Annotated in this window: 19 protein-coding genes and 1 riboswitch; of the genes, 11 read left to right on the top strand and 8 right to left on the bottom strand. The window is 62.0% G+C overall.

What is annotated here, in order from left to right; all coding sequences use genetic code 11:
- Window positions 1-59 precede the first annotated feature (59 nt).
- The 5 genes from N6L25_RS11010 to lpxL are packed head-to-tail and all read right to left on the bottom strand — an operon-like array spanning window position 60 to window position 4,780.
- Entirely contained in the window at window positions 60-725 is a 666-nt protein-coding gene (locus tag N6L25_RS11010; protein WP_271980191.1) for a YrbL family protein, read from the bottom strand.
- Window positions 722-1,765, bottom strand: a complete 1,044-nt coding sequence (locus N6L25_RS11005; RefSeq protein WP_271980188.1) for a glycosyltransferase — start codon at window positions 1,763-1,765, stop codon at window positions 722-724. Before N6L25_RS11005 ends, N6L25_RS11010 begins: the two co-directional genes overlap by 4 nt.
- Window positions 1,765-2,883, bottom strand: a complete 1,119-nt coding sequence (locus tag N6L25_RS11000) for a glycosyltransferase family 4 protein (protein ID WP_271980186.1) — start codon at window positions 2,881-2,883, stop codon at window positions 1,765-1,767. The genes N6L25_RS11005 and N6L25_RS11000 overlap by 1 nt, the downstream gene beginning before the upstream one ends.
- Window positions 2,880-3,833 carry a mitochondrial fission ELM1 family protein gene (locus N6L25_RS10995; protein ID WP_271980183.1) on the bottom strand — a complete coding sequence of 318 codons (954 nt, stop codon included), beginning with the start codon at window positions 3,831-3,833 and terminating at the stop codon, window positions 2,880-2,882. The genes N6L25_RS11000 and N6L25_RS10995 overlap by 4 nt, the downstream gene beginning before the upstream one ends.
- Entirely contained in the window at window positions 3,833-4,780 is a 948-nt protein-coding gene (gene lpxL, locus N6L25_RS10990; protein WP_271980181.1) for an LpxL/LpxP family Kdo(2)-lipid IV(A) lauroyl/palmitoleoyl acyltransferase, read from the bottom strand. Before lpxL ends, N6L25_RS10995 begins: the two co-directional genes overlap by 1 nt.
- A gap of 171 nt (window positions 4,781-4,951) precedes the next feature.
- Between lpxL and waaA the strand changes: the two genes are divergently transcribed.
- Window positions 4,952-6,208, top strand: coding sequence for a lipid IV(A) 3-deoxy-D-manno-octulosonic acid transferase (waaA, locus tag N6L25_RS10985; RefSeq protein WP_271980179.1), 1,257 nt, complete (start codon window positions 4,952-4,954; stop codon window positions 6,206-6,208).
- 59 nt (window positions 6,209-6,267) lie between these two features.
- On the opposite strand, the gene N6L25_RS10980 is transcribed toward waaA, so the two are convergent.
- Window positions 6,268-7,635 (bottom strand): TolC family outer membrane protein, encoded by a 1,368-nt coding sequence (locus N6L25_RS10980; RefSeq protein ID WP_271980176.1) that lies wholly within the window; start codon window positions 7,633-7,635, stop codon window positions 6,268-6,270.
- A 185-nt stretch (window positions 7,636-7,820) separates the two neighbouring features.
- Window positions 7,821-7,933: riboswitch (TPP riboswitch) on the top strand.
- Between the two features lie 81 nt (window positions 7,934-8,014).
- Between N6L25_RS10980 and thiC the strand changes: the two genes are divergently transcribed.
- The 7 genes from thiC to N6L25_RS10945 all read left to right on the top strand — a co-directional run bounded on the left by thiC (window position 8,015) and on the right by N6L25_RS10945 (window position 14,521).
- Window positions 8,015-9,889, top strand: a complete 1,875-nt coding sequence (thiC, locus tag N6L25_RS10975; RefSeq protein ID WP_271980174.1) for a phosphomethylpyrimidine synthase ThiC — start codon at window positions 8,015-8,017, stop codon at window positions 9,887-9,889.
- A gap of 129 nt (window positions 9,890-10,018) precedes the next feature.
- Window positions 10,019-10,660: an NUDIX domain-containing protein gene (locus N6L25_RS10970; RefSeq protein WP_271980172.1), complete on the top strand. Its 642-nt coding sequence runs from the start codon at window positions 10,019-10,021 to the stop codon at window positions 10,658-10,660.
- Entirely contained in the window at window positions 10,653-11,138 is a 486-nt protein-coding gene (locus N6L25_RS10965) for a DUF1249 domain-containing protein (protein WP_271980170.1), read from the top strand. Before N6L25_RS10970 ends, N6L25_RS10965 begins: the two co-directional genes overlap by 8 nt.
- Window positions 11,139-11,342: 204 nt before the next feature.
- Window positions 11,343-12,146 (top strand): 3',5'-cyclic-AMP phosphodiesterase, encoded by an 804-nt coding sequence (gene cpdA / locus N6L25_RS10960; protein WP_271980168.1) that lies wholly within the window; start codon window positions 11,343-11,345, stop codon window positions 12,144-12,146.
- 2 nt (window positions 12,147-12,148) lie between these two features.
- Window positions 12,149-12,730, top strand: a complete 582-nt coding sequence (locus N6L25_RS10955; protein ID WP_271980165.1) for a YqiA/YcfP family alpha/beta fold hydrolase — start codon at window positions 12,149-12,151, stop codon at window positions 12,728-12,730.
- A 56-nt stretch (window positions 12,731-12,786) separates the two neighbouring features.
- Complete coding sequence (gcvH, locus tag N6L25_RS10950) at window positions 12,787-13,185, top strand: glycine cleavage system protein GcvH (protein WP_271980163.1); 399 nt, start codon at window positions 12,787-12,789, stop codon at window positions 13,183-13,185.
- Window positions 13,186-13,324: 139 nt separating this feature from the next.
- Window positions 13,325-14,521, top strand: coding sequence for a class I SAM-dependent rRNA methyltransferase (locus tag N6L25_RS10945; RefSeq protein WP_271980160.1), 1,197 nt, complete (start codon window positions 13,325-13,327; stop codon window positions 14,519-14,521).
- Here N6L25_RS10945 and N6L25_RS10940 read toward each other — a convergent pair.
- A complete protein-coding gene (locus tag N6L25_RS10940) occupies window positions 14,518-15,264 on the bottom strand; it encodes an imelysin family protein (RefSeq protein ID WP_271980158.1) in 747 nt (248 codons plus the stop codon). The two genes, N6L25_RS10945 and N6L25_RS10940, sit on opposite strands and share 4 nt — an antisense overlap.
- A 9-nt stretch (window positions 15,265-15,273) precedes the next feature.
- Complete coding sequence (locus tag N6L25_RS10935) at window positions 15,274-15,930, bottom strand: HAD family hydrolase (RefSeq protein WP_271980156.1); 657 nt, start codon at window positions 15,928-15,930, stop codon at window positions 15,274-15,276.
- A 165-nt stretch (window positions 15,931-16,095) separates the two neighbouring features.
- Between N6L25_RS10935 and N6L25_RS10930 the strand changes: the two genes are divergently transcribed.
- The 3 genes from N6L25_RS10930 (at window position 16,096) to N6L25_RS10920 (ending at window position 20,411) form a co-directional block, all read left to right on the top strand.
- Complete coding sequence (locus N6L25_RS10930; RefSeq protein WP_271980154.1) at window positions 16,096-16,599, top strand: RNA pyrophosphohydrolase; 504 nt, start codon at window positions 16,096-16,098, stop codon at window positions 16,597-16,599.
- Between the two features lie 58 nt (window positions 16,600-16,657).
- Window positions 16,658-18,967 carry a phosphoenolpyruvate--protein phosphotransferase gene (ptsP, locus tag N6L25_RS10925; RefSeq protein ID WP_271980152.1) on the top strand — a complete coding sequence of 770 codons (2,310 nt, stop codon included), beginning with the start codon at window positions 16,658-16,660 and terminating at the stop codon, window positions 18,965-18,967.
- A gap of 205 nt (window positions 18,968-19,172) precedes the next feature.
- Window positions 19,173-20,411 carry a patatin-like phospholipase family protein gene (locus N6L25_RS10920; protein ID WP_271980149.1) on the top strand — a complete coding sequence of 413 codons (1,239 nt, stop codon included), beginning with the start codon at window positions 19,173-19,175 and terminating at the stop codon, window positions 20,409-20,411.
- The last annotated feature ends 9 nt before the right edge of the window (window positions 20,412-20,420 follow it).

The raw sequence follows: 20,420 nt of genomic DNA, 5'->3' as shown, positions 1-20,420 counted from the left end.
GTTCATGGCCGGCAAGGGCCGTTAGGTCGCCACGTTGGGGCGATTCGGTTCTGGTCGGGTCAGCGATTCTGCACGCTTTCCCAGGGTTCGCGGCGGCCGCCCAGTTCCCACTGGATGCGGCGGTGGAAACGGCGAATCTTGCGCTGGATGGCCCGTTGTCGCAGCGTTGGATGGCGCGCCAGCAGCCGCTGCACCATCGGCGCGCCGAGCCCGTCGACCAGGAACAGCTCCGGTCGCCCGCTCCGGTTGGACAGCACCAGGTTATGAGGCAACAGGTTGCGGCTCTGGATCTCCGTGTCCAGCAGCCATTGGCAAAATTGCTCAATGGCCTGGGACAGCTCGTCGGTCAGCCCCTGTCGCAGGTAAAACTCCAGGGTCCGGCCCGGTTCGCCGTTGCTGTCGGTGATCAGGTCGCTGAGGTTGGCCGGGCCGAGCGTGGTTTGGACCGTGCCGTACAGCCGGGGGAGGTGCCGCCAAAGCAGGGCCTCATCAGGGCCGGCAATTCGGCCGGCGATGGCGGGCTGCTCATACCCCTGTTGTTCCTGGCGGTTGTCGTCCAGTCGCTGCCTGCCCAGCAGTCGCTTCAGTCGGGGCTGGTGCTGGTAACGCTGGTTCAGGATGCCGGGTTTCAGTACTTTCAGGCATTGGCCCGGCTGCTCAGGGTGGCGGAAGCACAGGCGGTTGGCGCCACTGGCGAATGGCTCAGCTTGGCTTAAGTCGATCACGGGCCGGCTCCCGCTGAAAGCAGCGCCCGGTAACAGGCCTCGGTCTGCTCGGTCATGGCCACGAGGGTGAAGTGCTCCCGGGCCCGGGCCATGGCATCGGCCTGCTGCGCTCGCAGTTGTGTCAGTCTCGGCAGGTGTTGTTGCAGCAGGTTTTGCAGCGCGGGCCCGCTGGAGTCTACCGCCAGGCAGTCCGGCGGTAGCAGTTCGGGCGCACAACCCACCGGGGTGGCCAGCACCGGGCACCCGGCCTGCAAGGCCTCGATCACCAGGTAGCCGAAACCTTCCCGTTGCGAACTCAGCACACAGGCGTCGGCGTGGCCGAGCCAATCCCGCAGGTCGTTGCGGTAACCGGCCAGGGTAATGCATTGCTGCAGCCCTGAGTCGTTGATGAGAGCCTGCAGCTGCGGCTGCTGATTGCCCTGGCCCACAATCACCAGTTGTCCTGCTGGCGCCAGGTGGGCCCAGGCCCGGATCAGTGACTCAAAGCCCTTCACCGGCTCCAGTCGCCCGGCGGCGATGACCAGTGGCCGTGCGTGGTGGGGGCTGAGCGCTGCGAGCCGATCCCGCGGTTGCGAGGCCTGCGGGACGATGCCGTTATAGATCAACTGCTTGCGCGGATGTTGGATGCTCTCGAACACGCCCTTGCTGACCGCAATGATCGCATCCAGCCGGGCGAAGTCGGCGTGGGACGATTTGACACCGTGCAGCGTGCCTAACCGGACCGCCTCGCCGAGCTCGGTGCCGGACAACAGGGCAGCGGCCTTGTTGCCCTGGGCGTGTACAACGTCCGCTGCCAACTGACGCAGGCTTCGGCGCAACCGGCGGCGCAGCCAGGGGTTGCGGCGTCCCAGTTGCATGGGCAGGGGCTGAAAGTTCAGCGGTTGCGGGAAGCGATTGGCGTAATCGGGGTGGGCCAGAACATGGACTCGGTGACCGCGTGCCGCCAGTGCCTGGGCCAGGCTCAGGGTGTGCTGTTCCATACCGCCCCAGCCCGATCCGGGGGTGGCCAGCAATTGGGCAATGGTCAGCGGCGGGGACATCAGGCAGTCTCCGCCTGCTTTGCCTCGAGCAGCTGGCGATAAACCGCCAGAGTGGCTTCCGTTTGGGCTTCCAGCCGGAAGCGTTCGGGTAACTCAATGTGGCGGCGAGGGGCGTTGGCCAAGGCGACGGCCCGATCGGCGAACTCGCGAATGTGGTCCGGCGTCACCAGCCCCTCCGGGAAGCACGCTCGCAAGGTCTCCGCCACACCACCACGGTCGAAGGCAACGACCGGTGTGCCTGCGGCCAGCGCTTCAGTCACGGTGCGGCCGAACGGCTCGGGCTTGGTGGACATATGGCAGACCAGGGTCGCCAGGCTGTAGAGGTCTGCCATATCGGCCCGCTGCCCCAGAAAGGTCACCTTGTCGTCCAGCCCCAGCTCGCTGCGGTGCACTTCGAGTTCCTGCAGGAACCGGTGCTTGCCGGGCTCCACGCCACCGACAATGACGCCATGCAGGTCCCGGTGTTTGCGTGCCATCTCAGCCATAGCATCGAGAAACAGCAGCTGGCCTTTCCAGCGCGAAATCCTGCCAGGCATCAGCACCAGGCGTTTGTGTTCCAACTCCGGAAAGTCGCGATACAGGGCCCGTGTCCAATCGGCGTTTGGGGTGTGGCCGTAGAAGCTGGCGGTGTCGACGCCGCGCTGGATAACGGACAACCGATCCGGCGGCACCGGGTAGTGCCGCAGCACATAGTCCCGAACGCAGTTCGATACCGCGATGACGTGTTCCGCCTTGGCCATGATGGCGCTGTACGGCGTCACCGAGTACAGGCCGTGGAAAGTGGACACCAGCGCCGGGCGTTCGTCCGCCGGCAGTCCGTTCCAGGCCAGTCGGGTAATCCAGGCGGGCATGCGGGAACGGACATGGACCACGTCCGGTTGCAGGTCGCGCAGCAACTGCCGGACCGGACGGATCTGACCAAATGACGCTGGCGACTTGCGATGGACCGGCAGGGTGATGTGGTGGCTGCCCTGGCGCGTCAGCAGCGACGCCATGGAACCGCCGGATGAAAGCACAAAGGACTCGTGGCCCCGCTTGACCAGTTCGGCGGCGAATTCCACCGTGCCCCGTTCGACGCCGCCGCTCTCCAGCGCCGGTAGTACCTGCAAGACCCTCATGGGCGCGCATCCGTGAGTAAAGTGTCGATCAACCAGTTGGCGGCGCGATCCGCTTCCCACAAGCGGGGGGTCAGCAGGCTGCCTTGATCCATCACCCCGGCCTGATCGCTCCACAGCGCCACCCGGCCGTCTTCAAGCAGCGTGGCGATGCCGGCGGCGATACGGCTGTGGGGGCTGGGGACGAGTTCGAATAGGCCGGTGGGCACGCCGGAGGTCACCGCCTCGAACACCATGGAGCCGCTGTCCGGGGTCACCCAGACCGCCCGCGATTGCGCCAGTTGGCTGGCCAGCCAGTCTTTACCGCAGCGACGATGGTCGATGACGGTGACCTTGGGGCTCTCCAGACTCTGCAGTCGTTCCATCAGTTCGGCGGGCGTGCGGCGGGAGCCGCTGAGGGTCCAGCGCCAGTCCGGGTGCTGCTGCATGAGGTGCAGGATCTGATCGACGACGACGTTGTTGGTCCAGTCGAAGTGCCGTGACGGGCCGCCGATCAGAATCAGTGCTTCCGGCTTGTCGGTGAGTCGCGACAGCGGGGTTATGGCGTTCAGCACCCCATCGGTGGGCAGCACGTGGTGGCTCGGGCGTGGGTTGTCATGGCGCGGGATAATGGCGGCATCGACCCAGGCCAGCGGAAAGGAGGGCCTCATCAGAACCGTGGTCCGGCAGCGACGCAACCGCCGCAGGGACAGCAGCAGCCGATGGGTGCCCGTGCCCGCCGCCAGGATCAGGTTGGGCGCGGGTAAGGTGCCATCGAGCTTGGGCGGCAATCCCATCAGGGCACGCAGCAGTGACACCGGGTGGCGCTTCGCCTCCAGCCAGTGAATGCTCGCCCCGGCCAGGACCCGCAAGCGGTTGGCCAGGCCCTGTAACTGGTTCCGGTGACCCGGTTTATTGTCGGTCAACAGCCAGACAACGGGAGCAGGCCCCTGGAGGGGGCGGGCGGTAGCCATCAGGTGGAGTCCTTGTACAGGTTCGGGTCGCTGCTCGATGGCCGGGTCTTGAAGCGCCGGTGCATCCAGAGGTACTGATCGGGGTGGTGGCGGATTTCCTGCTCAAGGGTGTGATTGACCAGGGTGGCGTCGGCCAGATCGTCGCCGGAGGGGTAATTGGCTAACGGCGGCTGGAAGTAGATGTCGTAGCCGAGCTGGCCGGAGCGGCGGAAGTGGCTGAACGGGATGACCGCGCAGCGGCTGCGTTCGGCGATGCGTGAGGTGGCGGTGATGCTGCCGGCAGGCACGTTGAAGAAGGGCGCGAAGACAATGCCCTTGCGGCCATAATCCTGGTCGGTGGCGTACCAGACCGTGCGGTTTTGCTTCAGCCGCTTGAGCAGCCCACGCAGGTCTTTGCTGTCCAGGGCCACGCCGTAGCGGCGCTCGCGGGCTCGGGTCATCACCGCGTTCAGCAAGGGATTATTATGGTCCCGCTGCATGACATCGGCGTCGATGTACAGTGACACCAGGCTGCCGCCCAGGTCCAGGGTGCTGTAGTGCCCCCCCAGCAGGAGCACGCCATTGCCGTTGTCCAGGGCGGCCTGCAGGTGTTCCAGGCCGTGCACTTGGGTCATCTGGCGAAAGCGTTCGGGATTGCGGAACCAGGCCAGGCCGATTTCCATAATACCAATGCCATTTGAATGAAACGCCTTGCGAACCAGCGCCTGGCGCGCCTTGACGGAGAGCTCGGGAAAGCATAGCCGGATATTGACTTCCGTTATGTGACGGCGCCTGGGGATCAGTCGGTAGGCCAGTTCCCCCAGCACCTTGCCCAGGGTCCATTGCAGTCGAACCGGAAGCTGGGCGACGAGCCACATCAGTGCGATGAGCAGCCAGGTTGGCCACCAACGTGGCTGCCAGTAACGTGAATAGCGGGTCTCGCGTGTCTTTTTCCTTTGTTTGCTCACAATGATCCGTCCATTACTATCCTGGTCGGCAGTTTAGCAGTCGCAGGAGTGCCACCAAAGACTTGAATGGGGATTCGAGACTTCTTAACGCTGGCCGGAGGCTTGCGGGGTCGGGCGAACGCGGCGCGGTTTCGGTAGAATGGCCGTCGCACCCATCAAGCTGGAGTCATGATGCTGCATTTCCTGTATTCACTGTTCTTTCGTCTTGCCTTGCCCTTTGTGCTGCTGCGACTTTGGTGGAGTGGGCGGGAGAATCCCGAGCTGCGGCGGAACTGGCGGCAGCGGCTGGGTTTTGTGGCGCCCGCTGGTGGCCCGGTAATCTGGGTGCATGCGGTCTCGGTGGGCGAAACCATCGCAGCGGCACCGCTGGTGAAGGCGTTGCTCAATCGTAACCCCAACGTCCCGATTCTCATGACCGCGATGACTGCCACCGGTCTCGAGCGTGCTCGCGCCACCTTTGGTAATCGGGTGCGTTACTCCTACTCGCCCTACGACACGCCTGGTTCGGTACGCAGGTTCGTCGAACGGGTCCGGCCCAAGGCACTGGTCATCATGGAGACTGAGTTGTGGCCGAACATGATCGCTGCTTCACGCCAACGTCAGGTGCCCATTTTCCTGATCAATGCGCGGTTGTCGGAACGCTCCGCCCAAGGCTACCAGCGGGTCGGCTCGCTGGTGCGGCCGATACTGGCCAGTATCGGCTGGATTGCCGCCCAGGCCAGCGAAGACGCCAATCGCTTTTTGCGCATAGGTGCCAAGCCGGACACGGTGTCGGTGACCGGCAGCATCAAGTTCGATGTGGACATTTCATCGGAGCTGCGGGCCACTGCCCGCCAGGTTCGGGCGACACTCGGCGCTGGGCGGCCCGTGTGGATTGCCGCCAGCACCCATGACGGCGAAGACCGTCAGCTGCTGGATGCCCACCGCCAGGTGCTGGCCGAGCACCCGAACTGTCTGCTGGTCATTGTACCGCGCCATCCGGAGCGGTTTGATGCTGTCGCCGCGCTCGTTGCCGAACAGGGCCTGTCGTTGGCGCGCCGGTCACGGCAAGAATCGCCGGCTGCCGCTCAGGTCTATCTCGGCGATACCATGGGCGAGCTGCTGATGCTGTTTGGCGCTTCGGACATCGCGTTCGTTGGCGGCTCGCTGATTGAGCGGGGCGGCCACAACCCGCTGGAGCCGGCGGCCTGGGGCATGCCGGTGTTGTCCGGGCCCCACGTCTTCAATTTTGAAACCATTTACGGACAGCTGGCCAGCGGCGATGCGGTGTTCATCACCCGAGATGATCAGCAGTTGGCGGCAAGAGTGAGCGCCCTGATTGTCGACCGGACATTGGCGGAGCAGTCCGGAAGCAATGCGCTGGCCGTGGTCGAAGCCAACCGCGGAGCGCTGGCGCGGGTGGTGGATGGTATCGTCGGGCGGGTTTGACGGCTGGAGGCAGAGCGGGCACAGGTTTGATCCTGTCCCCGTTCTGCCCAATGGCAGGGTCAGTTGCCGCGGCGGGGATTGATGGTTTCGTTATCATGCGCCAGCGCCTCAATGCCCGGCGCAGTGGCGCTGAGCCACTGGTTCAGATCCATCAGGTCCTGCGGACTCAGGGTTCCGGCGGCCTGTTTCAGCTGCAGCGTGTTCGCCACGTAGTCGTAGCGGGCATTGGCGTAATCCCGTAGCGCTACATAGTAGTTGCGCTCGGCATCCAGCACTTCGACGATGTTGCGGGTGCCGACTTCGTAGCCGGCCCGGGTGGCGTCGAGCGCGCTGCGTCGTGACACGATGGTCTGGTCCAGGGCCGCGGCCGATTCAATGTTGGTGTTGACCGTGCGGTACAGGCTGCGGGTGTTCACCCGGACGTCCCTGCGGACAGTGGCCAGCGTCTGCTCGGCCACGTCCACCAGGGAGCGCTGCTGGCGAACGCTCGCCTGGGTGCCACCGCCGGTGTACAGCGGCACGTTCAAGGTCAGGCTGACCGAGCCCTGGGTGGTGGTGCCGTCAATCATGCCGGGACGGCTGCCGTCCACGTCGGAATCGCCGTAGGAGGCGTTCAGGTCCAGGGTGGGGTAGTGGCCGGACTTGGCGGTTTTCAGGGTGGATTCACTGGCCTTGAGGTCGTACTGGGCGGACTGGATGCGCCAGTTCTGGTCCAGCGCGGTGGTTTCCCAGGCCGTCGGGTCCAGCGGCTCGGGGCGGGCCAGGGGGAACTCCTGGGTCAGGTTGTCCAGCTGCTCGGTGTATTCGCCGGTGAGCCTGGCCAGCTGCTCCCGGGCAATGTCGACGTCGCTTTCGGCAGCAATGCGCAGGCTCTTGCTGGAATCGTAACTGGCGCGGGCCTCGTAAACTTCGGTGATGGCAATCAGGCCGACGTCGAAACGTTCCTGGGCCTGCTCGTACTGGCGCTGGATCGCGGCTTCGGCGGCCCTGGCGGTGGTCAGGTTGTCGGCAGCCCGCAAGACATTGAAATAGGCGGTGGCGACGTCGAGAATCAGTTGCTGCTGGGCCAGGTTGTACTGGGCCTGCGCCGACTCGCTCTGGTACTTGCTGGTGTCATAGCGGTACCAGTTGTCCGCCCGGAAAATGGGCTGCGTGAGCTGCACGCCGTAGGACAGGGTGCGTTCGCCGTTGTCGACACTCGGTCCATCCAGGTCCGTGTAGTCGGCATCACCGAAAGCAAAAACCTGTGGCAGCAGGGCGCTCTGGCTCACATCCACGTTGGCCTGCTGGGCCTCGTAACTGGCGCGGGCGGCTGCGATCCCGGAGTCGTAGGACAGGGCTTTCTGGTAAGTCTCGATCAGATCGACGGACAGGGCAGGCTGGGCAACAAGTAGGCCAACCAGTCCGGAAAGCAGTCGTTTTCTCATGTCATCTCCTGAATGTATAGAACTGCGGAGCCGCGATCTCGCCGGTAACAGCGACTGAGTCCAGCGCCACAGGCCCGGCCAATCCTATTGGCTTAAGGGGCAAGCGCGAGCCATTATGGACAATATTTGAGTTGATCTCTACACTTGCATCTGGCACCTATTTGCGGTGCCAATGACTGATATATCGCGTCTTGACGGGGTGCTGGTCCGATCGAAAGGGGCTGGCTGAGATAGCATGGCTGAACCCGCTGACCTGACCCGGATAATGCCGGCGTAGGAATTCGAGGCAACACCTCCGGAACGAGCCCTGACCAAGCAGGGAGTGCGAGTTCCCGTCATACGCGACCCGAATAAACCGACACTTTCTAGGGACGCTACTATGACGACGATACCTCCGCACCTCAGTGAATCTGCCCAGGTCGACCACGCCGCGGTCAAGCCGCTGCCGCAATCCCGCAAAATCTACGTCGAGGGCAGCCGTCCGGACATCCGGGTGCCGATGCGGGAAATTACCGTCAGCGACACCCCCACCGAAATGGGTGGCGAGAAAAATCCGCCGGTGGTGGTTTACGACACCTCTGGTCCCTACACCGACCCTGATGCCAGCATCGACATCCGCAAGGGGCTGGCGCCGTTGCGCTCCGCGTGGATCGAAGAACGGGGCGACGTTGAGCCGTTGGACGGCTATAGCTCGGAGTTCACCTGCCGTCGGATGAAAGATCCCCAGCTCGATCCGCTGCGTTTTATGGATGAGCGTCAGCCGCTCAAGGCGAAAACCGGCCAGAACGTCACTCAGATGCACTACGCCCGCCAGGGCATTATTACGCCTGAGATGGAGTACATCGCCATTCGCGAAAACCAGAAGTTGCAGGAAGCCCGCGAGCGCGGGCTGTTGCAGCAGCATCCGGGACAGCCATTGGGGGCGACACTGCCGGAGGAAATCACCCCGGAGTTCGTCCGTGACGAAGTGGCCCGTGGCCGCGCCATCATTCCCGCCAACATCAATCACCCGGAATCCGAGCCAATGATCATTGGTCGCAACTTCCTGGTGAAGATCAACGGCAACATCGGCAACTCAGCGGTGACATCGTCCATCGAGGAAGAGGTGGAAAAGCTCACCTGGGGCATCCGCTGGGGCGCCGACACCATCATGGACCTGTCCACCGGCAAGAACATCCACGAAACCCGGGAATGGATCATTCGTAACTCGCCGGTGCCCATTGGTACTGTCCCCATTTACCAGGCCCTGGAGAAAGTGGGCGGCGTCGCCGAGGACCTGACCTGGGAAATCTTCCGCGACACCCTGATTGAGCAGGCGGAGCAGGGGGTGGACTATTTCACCATTCACGCCGGGGTGCGGCTGCATCACGTTCCGCTGACTGCCAACCGGGTGACTGGCATCGTTTCCCGCGGCGGCTCTATTATGGCCAAGTGGTGTCTGGCCCATCACACCGAGAGTTTCCTCTACACCCATTTCGAGGAAATCTGCGAGATCATGAAGGCCTACGACGTGTCCTTCAGTCTCGGCGACGGCTTGCGTCCGGGCTCCATTGCCGATGCCAACGACGCGGCCCAGTTCGGCGAGCTGGAAACCCTCGGCGAGCTCACCAAGATTGCCTGGAAGCACGACGTTCAGGTGATGATCGAAGGCCCGGGCCATGTGCCGATGCATCTGGTCAAGGAGAACATGGACAAGCAGCTGGAGTGTTGCGACGAGGCACCGTTCTACACCCTGGGACCGCTGATCACCGACATTGCACCGGGCTACGACCACATCACCTCCGGCATTGGTGCGGCGATGATCGGCTGGTACGGTTGCGCCATGCTGTGTTACGTCACCCCCAAGGAGCACCTGGGGTTGCCCAACAAGGACGACGTCAAGACCGGTATCATCACCTACAAGATCGCTGCCCACGCCGCCGACCTGGCCAAGGGGCACCCCGGCGCCCAGGTGCGGGACAACGCCTTGTCCAAGGCCCGCTTTGAGTTCCGCTGGGAGGACCAGTTCAACCTGGGACTGGACCCGGATACCGCCCGCGCTTTCCACGATGAGACTCTGCCCAAGGATTCCGCCAAGGTGGCGCACTTCTGCTCCATGTGCGGCCCCAAGTTCTGTTCCATGCAGATCTCCCAGGAAGTCCGGGATTACGCCAAGGAGAAGGGGCTGGGGGAATCCGAGGCCGTGGATGCCGGCATGCAGGAAATGTCTGAGCAGTTCAAAGCCTCGGGCAGCAAACTTTACGACAAGATCTGAGTAAGGACCGCTTAACCCGGGTGCGCCAGCGGGCGGCCCGGGACCTTCCGCTTAAGCTTGCATTGCGGACAGGGCTCCGGCTATCGTTGGTTCTTGGTAGTCTCGGAAGCAGGAGTAAATAACCAGCCCATGGTGCAAGATACGGCAAACTCTCCAGGCCCGTTCGGGCAGGGCGATGTCCGCATTGCCAAGCGCGAAACGGTGTTTCAGGGCTTTTTCCGCATGGACAAACTCTGGCTCACTCACCCCCGCTTTGCTGGCGGCCAGATGCCCCAGTTCACCCGCGAGTTGTTCATTCGCGGTGATGCCACCTGTGTCCTGCCTTACGACCCGGACCGGGAGGAAGTGGTGCTGTTGGAGCAGTTCCGTGCCGGGGTGTTGGGGCGTTCGCAATCACCGTGGCTGTTGGAGTTGGTGGCGGGCATGAATGAAGACGGCGAATCGCCGGAGCAAGTGGCCCACCGCGAAGGGCAGGAGGAAGCCGGCCTCACCTTCCAGGAGCTGGAGAAAGTCTGTGATTATCTGGTCTCGCCCGGTGGCAGTACCGAGCTGATACACCTTTACTGCGGCCACGTATCCACCGCATCGGCCGGGGGCATCCACGGCATCGAAGCCGAGCATGAAGACATCCGGGTGCATGTGGTGCCGCTCAGCGAGGCCATCGCCATGATCGGCGACGGTCGCATCAACAATGCCGCGGCTATCATCGCCCTGCAGTGGTTGCAGCTCAACCATCACCGCCTGCGGGACGCCTGGAGCGGACATGACTGAGTGGGTCAGGAGGCCGCGTCGTTACGTGCCCGACCTGCGCAGGCTGGGGGCGCTGTGCGAGGGCAACTACCGCCGGCTGGAGCGGTTGCGTCAGCTGGAGTCCGGGGGGCAGCCGGTCGCTGAGTTTGAGTTGCACCGGGAAGATCTTTACCTGGGCCGGGTGCGCATGCGGGTGTTGCAGACGGCGCGCTTCACCGAGACGCTGTTGCTGGAGCAGATCCACAATGGCGGCAAGTGGCTGAACAATCCGGAATTGACCGTGCGAATCTACCACGATGCGACCATGGCGGAAGTCATCAGTTGTTACCGTGATCGCCGCATCGCCCCGGTCAATGATTATCCGAACCGCTACATGCATCATCCCGATGAGAAAGTACAGGTAAACGGCTTTCTGGCAGACTGGCTGGATTATTGCCTGAAGTTTGGCCACGCCCCGTTCGAGCTGGGCCTGTGGTCGGTGGGTGACGGTGTCAGTTAGGTCTACACTGAATAAGCTGGCTGTCTCATTAGGACGGCGGAGCGGCAGAATGTGATCGCCATTGCTGAATCTGGCGTCCCGTCTGGTAGATTTCTAATACAACTGAGCCATTGAGTCCGCCGGGAGACTCGACAGGAAACTCAACATCCGATTGAATCGTCGTGGGGCAAGGGAGCCGTGCGATAAACGTAATGACCAGGTGCCATGACTCGACGTGACCTTCCTCGTGCCTTACGAGTACTTCAGCTGACCGACCCCCATCTGATGGCCGACCCGCAGGGCGATTTGCTGGGCGTGAATACCCGCAACAGTTTCGATGCGGTGCTTGCTCAGGTTCAGCGTGATGGCATTCAGCCCGATCTGGTTCTCGCCACCGGCGACCTGGCCCAGGACTGTTCGGAAGAGGCCTATCGGCTGTTTGCACAGAAGCTGGCGGTATTCGGCTGCCCTTCGCTGTGGTTGTCGGGTAATCATGACTGCGCGTCCGTGTTGGCGCGCGTCGCCGGAGAGGCCTCGGGGCGCAAGCAGCTGATCCTGGGTGGCTGGCAGTTTATCCTGCTGGATTCGTCGGTGCCTCGCCAGGTTCACGGCGAATTGACGGATGACGAGCTGGCGTTTCTGGAGGCGCAGCTGGCGGCTCACCCCGAGTTGCCCGCCCTGGTGGCGCTCCACCATCACCCGGTGGACGTTGGCTCCCAATGGCTCGATCGCATCGGGCTGAAAAACCGTGATGCGTTCTGGCAGGTGATTGATCGCCACCCACAGGTAAAGGTGGTGCTGTGGGGGCATATCCACCAGGAACTGGATCGGACCCGAGGCGATGTCCGCTTGCTGGCGTCTCCCTCTACCTGCGTGCAATTTACCGCGGGCTCGGATGAGTTCGCCGTTGAGCCGTTGCCGCCCGGCTACCGCTGGCTGGAACTGTCGGCGTCGGGGGAATACCAGACTGGGGTTGGCCGCGCCAGCGGATTCCGGTTTGAGCTGGACATTGACAGCCCCGGTTACTGACCATGCGCCCGGCGATCATCTATTTGCATGGGTTCAATAGCTCGCCCCGGTCGCAAAAGGCCAATGAGCTGAAAGCGTGGCTGCCGGATCTCAATCCAGACATTGAGCTGGTGGTGCCGGAGCTTGGTTTTGACCCGCAACAGGCCTATCGGCGGGCCAGCGATGCCCTGGCCTCGGTGGCCGGGCGCCCGGTCGGTCTGATCGGCAGTTCCCTGGGGGGCTATTACGCGACGGCGCTGAGCCAGCAATTGGGCATCCGCGCGGCGTTGATCAACCCGGCGATCCACCCCTACGATCTGCTGCACGATTACCTCGGCCCGCAGCACAACCCCTACACTGGCGAGCGCTACACGCTCACCAGCGAGCACATGCGGGCGCTGAGGGCGCTGGAGCCGGGCACTATCCGACAGCCGGAGAACCTGTTTCTGCTGCTGCAAACCGGCGATGAAACCCTCGATTACCGGGAGGCGTTGCGTCGCCACCCGCATTCGCCCTGCTGGATTCAGGCGGGTGGCGACCATCGCTTCCAGAACTTTGATGTCGTGGTGCCGGCCATCCTGAGCTTTCTTGGGATGGCACCGTAGAGCACGAGGGCCGTCTTCGGGTAAACTGCGCGAAAAAATACGCCAAGGATTCCAACATGAGCGACATTCCAGCCAACGTAAAATACATTGAAACCCACCAGTGGGTGCGGGTCGAAGCGGATGGCACCGCCACCGTCGGCATCACCGACTTTGCCCAGGAGCAACTGGGGGATGTGGTTTACATCGGCTTGCCCGATGTCGGCGTTACCGTCAACGGCGGCGAGGAAGCGGGCGTGGCCGAGTCGGTCAAATCTGCGTCTGACGTATTCAGTCCGGTGACCGGTGAGGTGCTTGAGGTCAATGAAGACCTGGAAGACGAGCCGGAAAAGGTGAACGAAGACCCTTACGGGGAAGGCTGGATGTTCAAGGTGAAGCTGGCAGACCCTGGTGAGCTGGAGAGCCTGCTGGACGCCGACGCTTACGCAGACTTGGTGACAGAGCAAGGAAGCCTCTGATTAGCTCCGGATCAGCTCTGGCTCTGGATACCCCGCAGGGCACGCTCTGAAAGCTGCAAATCGTGCACAGGCGATTCGGAGCTAGTTAGAGGCTCCCAAGAGTCATTGCGCACTCACATTCCATCAAAAGGTCGTCGCCATGCAATTTCCGGTTCTTTACCTGCGCAAAGGGGCAGAACGTCGTATCAGGTCTGGTCACTTGTGGGTATACAGCAACGAGGTGGACACTCGTCGTTCCCCGCTGACCGGCTTCGAGCCCGGTTGCCAGGCCGAACTGCGCGCCGCTACTGACAAACCTTTGGGGACGGTTTTCGTCAACCCCCAGGCGCTGATCTGTGGCCGGCTGATCAGTCGTGATCCTACCCACGGCATGACGCCGAAACGTCTCGCTGAACGTCTGGAAGCCGCCCTGCTGATGCGGCAACGGCTGTTTCCGGAGCCCTATTACCGTTGGGTGTTCGGCGACGGAGATGGCTTGTCCGGCCTGGTGATTGACCGGTTCGGTGATACGGTGGTGGTGCAAATCTCCACGGCGGGCATGGAGTTGCTGCGGGACACCATCGTCCGGGCCATCGAACGGCTGGTGCATCCGCAGGCCATCGTGCTCAAGAACGATGGCAAGATGCGCGCAGTGGAAGGCCTTGACGCTTATGTTGAACAGGTTCATGGGCCCGCGTGCGACACCCTGGTGGTGCTGGAGAACGGCGCCCGATTTGAGGTGCCGCTCGCCGGGGGGCAGAAGACCGGCTGGTTTTATGACCATCGTATGAATCGGCAACGACTTCAGCACTATGCTGCCGACAAGCGGGTGCTGGATGTGTTCAGCTACGTCGGTGGCTGGGGCGTGCAGGCGGCCAACGCCGGTGCCCGGCAGGTGACTTGTATTGACAGTTCATCGGTGGCCATTGACGCAGTGCACCATAACGCCGCCTTGAACGGCCTGGATAACGTGGACACGCTGGAAGGGGACGCCTTCGAGGCGCTGAAGGCCCTGGCCGCCGAGAAGGAAAAGTACGACGTGGTGGTGCTGGATCCGCCAGCGCTGATCCCGCGCCGACGTGACCAGAAAGCCGGCGAGCAGGCCTACGCCCGGCTCAATCAACTGGGCCTGCGGTTGTTGGCCCGTGATGGCGTGTTGGTGTCGGCGTCCTGCTCCATGCACCTGTCCCAGGAGCGCCTGGTGGATATCATTCGCAGCAGCGGGCGCAAGGTCGATCGCTTTGTGCAGCTTCTGGAGCAGGGGCACCAGGCGCCGGATCACCCGGTGATCCCCGGTATCCCGGAGACGGATTACATCAAGTCCTGCTTCGTTCGCTCACTGACCAGCTTTTTCTAGGGCGTCTGGTGGGCCACCGCGCCGGCATCGGTTTCCAGCGTTAACGGCGTCGGCGTCGGCGAGCTGGCGAGCACCGCGGTCAGCCGGCGTTGCTCCTCATCTTCACACAGCCGCTTGCTTTGTTGGTCAAGGCTATGGGCCATGAGTCGGATCAGGTCCTTGCGCCGCCCTGACACGTCGATGGCTTCTGCCTCAGGCTTAGGTGGGCCACCCAGGAATTTGTTGACCTGGTCGGCCGCATTCTCCCCCGGGTTGCCCCACAGCATGAACTCCAGCGGATGGAAGCCCAGAATGGCGTAGTGGAAGTCGGTGGACTGATGTTCCCGAGCCAGAAATTCGGGCGTCAGCGGCACGTCCGAAAAAACCACGCCACTGTTCGGGTAGCCTGGAACCTGGTCCAGGTAGCCCGGCAGCAGGGGAAAGGCATCTATCGGATCGCGGGAATCGGCAATTTGTGGCGGTGTCAGACCGGCCAGCGCATAGTCCGACTGCACTAGGCGATAGGCTTGGTGGGCCGCCTGCCAGGTCTGACGGGCGTTGGCCAGCGAGGCTTCAGTCGGCGCATCGAGAAACGCCACCACCTGCTGCTGAAGCCGGTGCGTTGCCTGGCATAACGCGTTGCTGCGTGCCGCCAGCGCTGGCTCCGCCTGCGGTGCCAGCGATGCGGGGGCGTCTTCTGGCGCAGGGCTGCAAGCGGTCAGTATCAGGCCCAACAGGGGGAGCAACGTAATGCGTGGTATCACGGTGGTTCCTCAATCCCGCAGCGACAGCACTTTCCAGCCCAACTGCCGGGCCAGTTTCTCCAGGCTCGGGTCGGGGTCCACCGCCACCGGGTTGGTAACCTGGCGTAACAGCGGCACATCGTTGTTGGAGTCGCTGTAGAACCAGGCGCCCTCCAGGCTCAGTTGGTGGTCCTCAAGCCAGGCTTGCAGCCGTGTCACCTTGCCCTCGCGGAAGCTGGGGGTGCCGGCCACCTGGCCGGTAAAGCGGCCATCGACAATTTCCGGGTCGGTGGCGATCAGGTGTTCGATTCCCAGCAGTTCAGCCACCGGTTCGGTAATGAAGCGGTTGGTTGCCGTGATGATCATTAACGTATCGCCCTGCTGGCGGTGCTGATCCAGCAGTTGCGACGCCTTGTCTTGCAGCATCGGACGGATTTTTTTGTCGAGAAATCGCTCGCGCCAGGCCAGTAGCTGCGGCATGTCGTGTGCCGCCAAAGGCGCAAGGGCGAAACTCAGATAGCGATGGATGTCCAGTTCGCCGTTGAGGTATTCCTGATAGAAGCGATCGTTCTCCTTGCGATAATGCTCGGCATCAACAATGCCTTCCTCTACCAGGAATTCGCCCCAGGCATGGTCGCTGTCGCCGGCCAGCAAGGTGTTGTCGAGGTCAAAGATCGCAAGGGTCACCGGTGGGCTCCTGACTAAACGTGGTTGGTAAAAGGGGGCGTCAAGTCTACCACGGCCCGCTGCAGTTGGCCTGGTTTGCCGAATTCTGGTCTTTCTGTAAGAATGAGGCCAACTTGGACACTTTTTACCGACACGAATAATACTGACATATCAGAGGGCTGTGCCGTGATCGATTCAGATGGTTTCAGGCCCAACGTCGGAATCATTTTGGCCAACCACAGGGGCGAAGTCCTGTGGGCAAGACGTATCGGACAGGACTCCTGGCAGTTTCCACAGGGTGGCATCAAGACCCATGAGTCACCGGAAGAGGCTCTGTACCGGGAGCTGGCAGAAGAGGTCGGGCTTGGCGAGGCCGATGTGGAAATTATCAGTTGCACCCGTGGCTGGTTGCGGTATCGCCTGCCACGACGCATGGTGCGACATAACTCGCACCCGATATGTGTTGGGCAAAAACAGAAATGGTTCCTGCTGAGGATGCTTTCGCCGGATGCGCATGTGTGCGTGGATGGCACCGATTCGCCGGAATTCGATGGCTGGCAATGGGTTAGCTATTGGTACCCCTTGGGGCAAGTCGTCTCGTTCAAACGCGAAGTTTACCGGCGTGCATTAAAGGAGCTTGCGCCGCGACTTTTCCGTAATATGGAACAGTGGCCCCGCAAACAGTCATAACGGTGGGTGACTGGCAGAGCGCACACAGTATCAATAACGGTGAGTAACTGGTCCGGATATGCTAGAAATACTGCGAAGCCTGGTACAAGAGGTTAACAGCGCCCGCGATCTTCAGGAGGCGCTGGGGATTATTGTATCCCGGGTGCAGAAGGCGATGGGGACGGAGGTCTGCTCCGTTTACCTGCTCGATCCGGACAGCAACCGCTACATCCTGATGGCCAGTGAGGGCCTGTATCAACAGGCCGTCGGCAAGGTCAGCCTGGGCTACTCGGAAGGCCTGATTGGCCTGGTGGGGTCTCGGGAAGAACCCATCAATCTCGAAGACGCCCCGTCCCACCCCCGCTATCGTTACTTCCCGGAGACCGGTGAGGAACGCTTCCGGTCCTTCCTTGGTGTTCCGATCATTCACCATCGCCGGGTGCTGGGGGTATTGGTGGTTCAGCAGCGGGAAAACTCTCGCTGTTTTGACGAAGGGGAGGAGGCTTTCCTGGTCACCGTGTCGGCACAGCTGGCCGGTGTCATTGCCCACAGCGAGGCGACTGGGGCGATCAGCGGATTGTCCCTGACCGGGGCGGAGGCCAAGGACGTCAGTTTCAGCGGCGTTGCCGGGGCCCAGGGCGTGGCCATTGGTCAGGGGGTGGCGGTCTATCCTGCCGCCGACCTGGATGCGGTTCCGGAGAAACAGGCCGAGGACATCGATCAGGAACTCCAGTTGTTCAGTGACGCGGTCACTGCGGTGCGGGAGGATATCGAGCGTGTCGCCCGTCGGCTGGCTTCCCAGCTGCGGCCGGAAGAGCAGGCATTGTTCGAGGTCTACCTGCGGATGCTGGGGGACAACGCGTTGCCCGGCGAAGTGGTCAACTGCATCCAGCAGGGCCTGTGGGCCCAGGGGGCGTTGCGACAAGTGGTTCAGCAGTATGTCCGCCACTTTGAAATGATGGACGATCTGTACCTGCGGGAGCGGGCGGTGGACATCCGTGATCTGGGCCGTCGCCTGCTGTCCCACCTGCAGGAAGGTAACCAGCAGGAGCGGGTCTATCCGGAACGGACCGTGCTGGTGAGCGAGGAGCTGACTCCGGCCATGCTGGGCGAGGTGCCCAGAGATCAGTTGGTGGGGCTGGTGTCGGTACGGGGCTCAGGGAACTCCCATGTTGCCATTCTAGCCCGTGCCATGGGGGTGCCGACGGTCATGGGACTGGTCGATATTCCGGTGAACCAGCTCGATGGCAAGGAACTGATTGTCGACGGCTTCGAAGGCCAGCTCTTCGCCTCGCCCTCAGCGGACCTGAGGGCGGTGTACCAGGAGATTTGCGACGAAGAGGACGAGCTGGTCAGGGGGCTGGAGGTATTGCGGGACAAGCCCTGTGAGACCACCGATGGCCACCGGGTGTCGTTATTGGTAAACACCGGCCTAATGACCGATGTGGTGCGCTCCCTCAGTCACGGTGCCGAGGGCATCGGTCTGTACCGGACCGAAGTGCCGTTCATGATCAAAGATCGTTTCCCTTCCGAGCAGGAGCAGCGGGAATACTACCGGGAACAGCTGGAGGCCTTTGCCCCCAATCCGGTGACCATGCGTACCCTGGATATCGGCGGCGACAAGGCGTTAACCTATTTCCCGATCCAGGAAGAGAACCCGTTCCTGGGTTGGCGCGGCATTCGCGTGACCCTGGATCACCCAGAGATTTTTTTGGTTCAGGTGCGGGCCATGCTCAAGGCCAGTGAGGGGCTGAATAATCTGCAGATCATGTTGCCGATGATCAGCAATATCTCGGAAGTCGAGGAATCCCTGCACCTGATTTACCGGGTTTATCATGAGGTGCGCGAAGAGGGATACGACATCCACATGCCCAAGGTGGGTGTGATGGTGGAAGTCCCGGCGGCGGTGTATCAGGTCCGGGAACTGGCGGATCGGGTGGATTTTCTGTCCGTGGGTTCCAACGACCTGACCCAATACCTGCTGGCGGTTGATCGCAACAATCCCCGGGTTGCCCAGTTGTACCACTCTTATCACCCGGCCGTGCTGCAGGCGTTGGTGCGGATTGCCCACGATGCCCATGCCGCAGGCAAGCCGGTCAGCATCTGTGGCGAGCTGGCCGGGGATCCCGGCGGTGCGGTACTGTTGATGGCGATGGGCTATGACGCCCTGTCGATGAACGCCGCCAGCCTGCCCAAGGTCAAGTCCGTGATCCGCAACCTGAGCCTGGAATGGGCCGGGCAGCTGCTGGAAGATGTGCTGTTGCTGGATTCGCCTCATGTCATCAAGAGTTGCGTCGATCTCTCCCTGCGCAGTGCCGGCTTCGGCCGCTATTTGCGACCCGGCAAGACCGCCACCGCGGCGGCTCTTAAGGAGCAGATGCTGCAATAAACGGTTTTAGGGCGTTCATCAGCGGTTCCTTAACATTATTCATCGTTATTACAGTGTTCAGTTGGCTTTTCAGTTTTGCATTGGATTTACGACTTTCGTGGTAAATTTGGGATCACTTTGGCCTGTTTTCGGGAATATAGGGTGAGTACTCTAAAAGTGGGTGTTAAGTTGAAAGGACCCACTGTCGGACCTTGGATTGTTAGCTATGGCAGCGACGCACACTGAAATCAAACCCAAGCCACGTATTGGGCTCGCGCTGGGCGGCGGCGGTCCTCTGGGGGGCATCTACGAAATTGGCGCGCTTCGGGCGCTGGATGAGGCCCTGGACGGCTTGGATTTCAACGACATTGATGTTTACGTCGGCGTAAACGCGGGGTCGTTCGTGGCCGCCAATCTGGCGAACCAGGTGACCACGGCGCAGTTGTGTCGGATCTTTGTGCGAAACGAGGCGGAAGTCCACCCGTTCCACCCGGAAGTGTTCTACCGGCCGGCCTTCCGGGAAATCGGCGGTCGTTTGTTGGCGGTGCCCAGGTTGGTGGCAACCGCACTGGCCCGGTTTGTTAACAACCCCTATGACCAGAGTCTGCTGGAGGCCCTGACCATCTTGTCGCAGGTGGCACCGGCGGGGCTGTTCGATAATGAAGGCTTGCATGACTATTTGCAGCGGGCCTTCAGCATGTTGGGACGCACCAACGACTTCCGTCAGCTGAAGCGCAGCCTGTATATCGTCGCAGCCGATGTGGAAAGCACCGAAGCGGTCTGTTTCGGTGCCCCGGGCTTCGATCATGTACCGATTTCCAAAGCGATTCAGGCCAGTACCTCGGCCCCAGGAATCTACGTGCCGGTTAACGTCGATGGCCGCTACTACGTGGATGGTACCCTGCGCAAGGCGGTGCATGCGTCCGTCGCCTTTGAGGACGGCGCTGACCTGGTTTTTGCGGTCAATCCCCAGGTGCCCATAGATGCCAGTGCCGCGGTCCGTGCCGGCACCATGACACCCGGTACGCTGACCCACTCCGGTATGCCCAACCTGCTTTCCCAGATGTTCCGCACCATGGTCTATTCGCGCATGCAGGCGGGTATTGCCCAGTATTCCCGGGACTATCCGGACAAGGAGCTGCTGCTGTTCGAGCCGACCCGTGACGATGCCAAGCTGTTCTTCTCCAATGTCTTCAGCTTCCAGTCACGACGGATGGTGTGCGAGCACGCCTACCAGATGACCCGCCGAGATCTGCTGAAGCGGGCGGACGAGCTGGAGCCTAAATTGCTGCGCTATGGCATTCGGCTGCGGCGGGATCGGCTGGAAGATGAGCAACGTACCATCAGTACCAGTCTGTATGGGGAAATGCTGCCGCTTTACGTAGCGAAGAACCGCCGTAAAGCCCAGAAGGGGAAGCTGGCTAACGGTTTCGGTGTGACAGAGCTCATCCAGAAAGCCCTGTAATTTCCGGTA

It is taken from the genome of Marinobacter sp. SS21, from assembly GCF_028369065.1.
Classification (GTDB): Bacteria; Pseudomonadota; Gammaproteobacteria; order Pseudomonadales; family Oleiphilaceae; genus Marinobacter.
The sequence above is the reverse complement of the archived record's forward strand: the minus strand, read 5'-3'. Positions and strand labels throughout refer to the sequence as shown.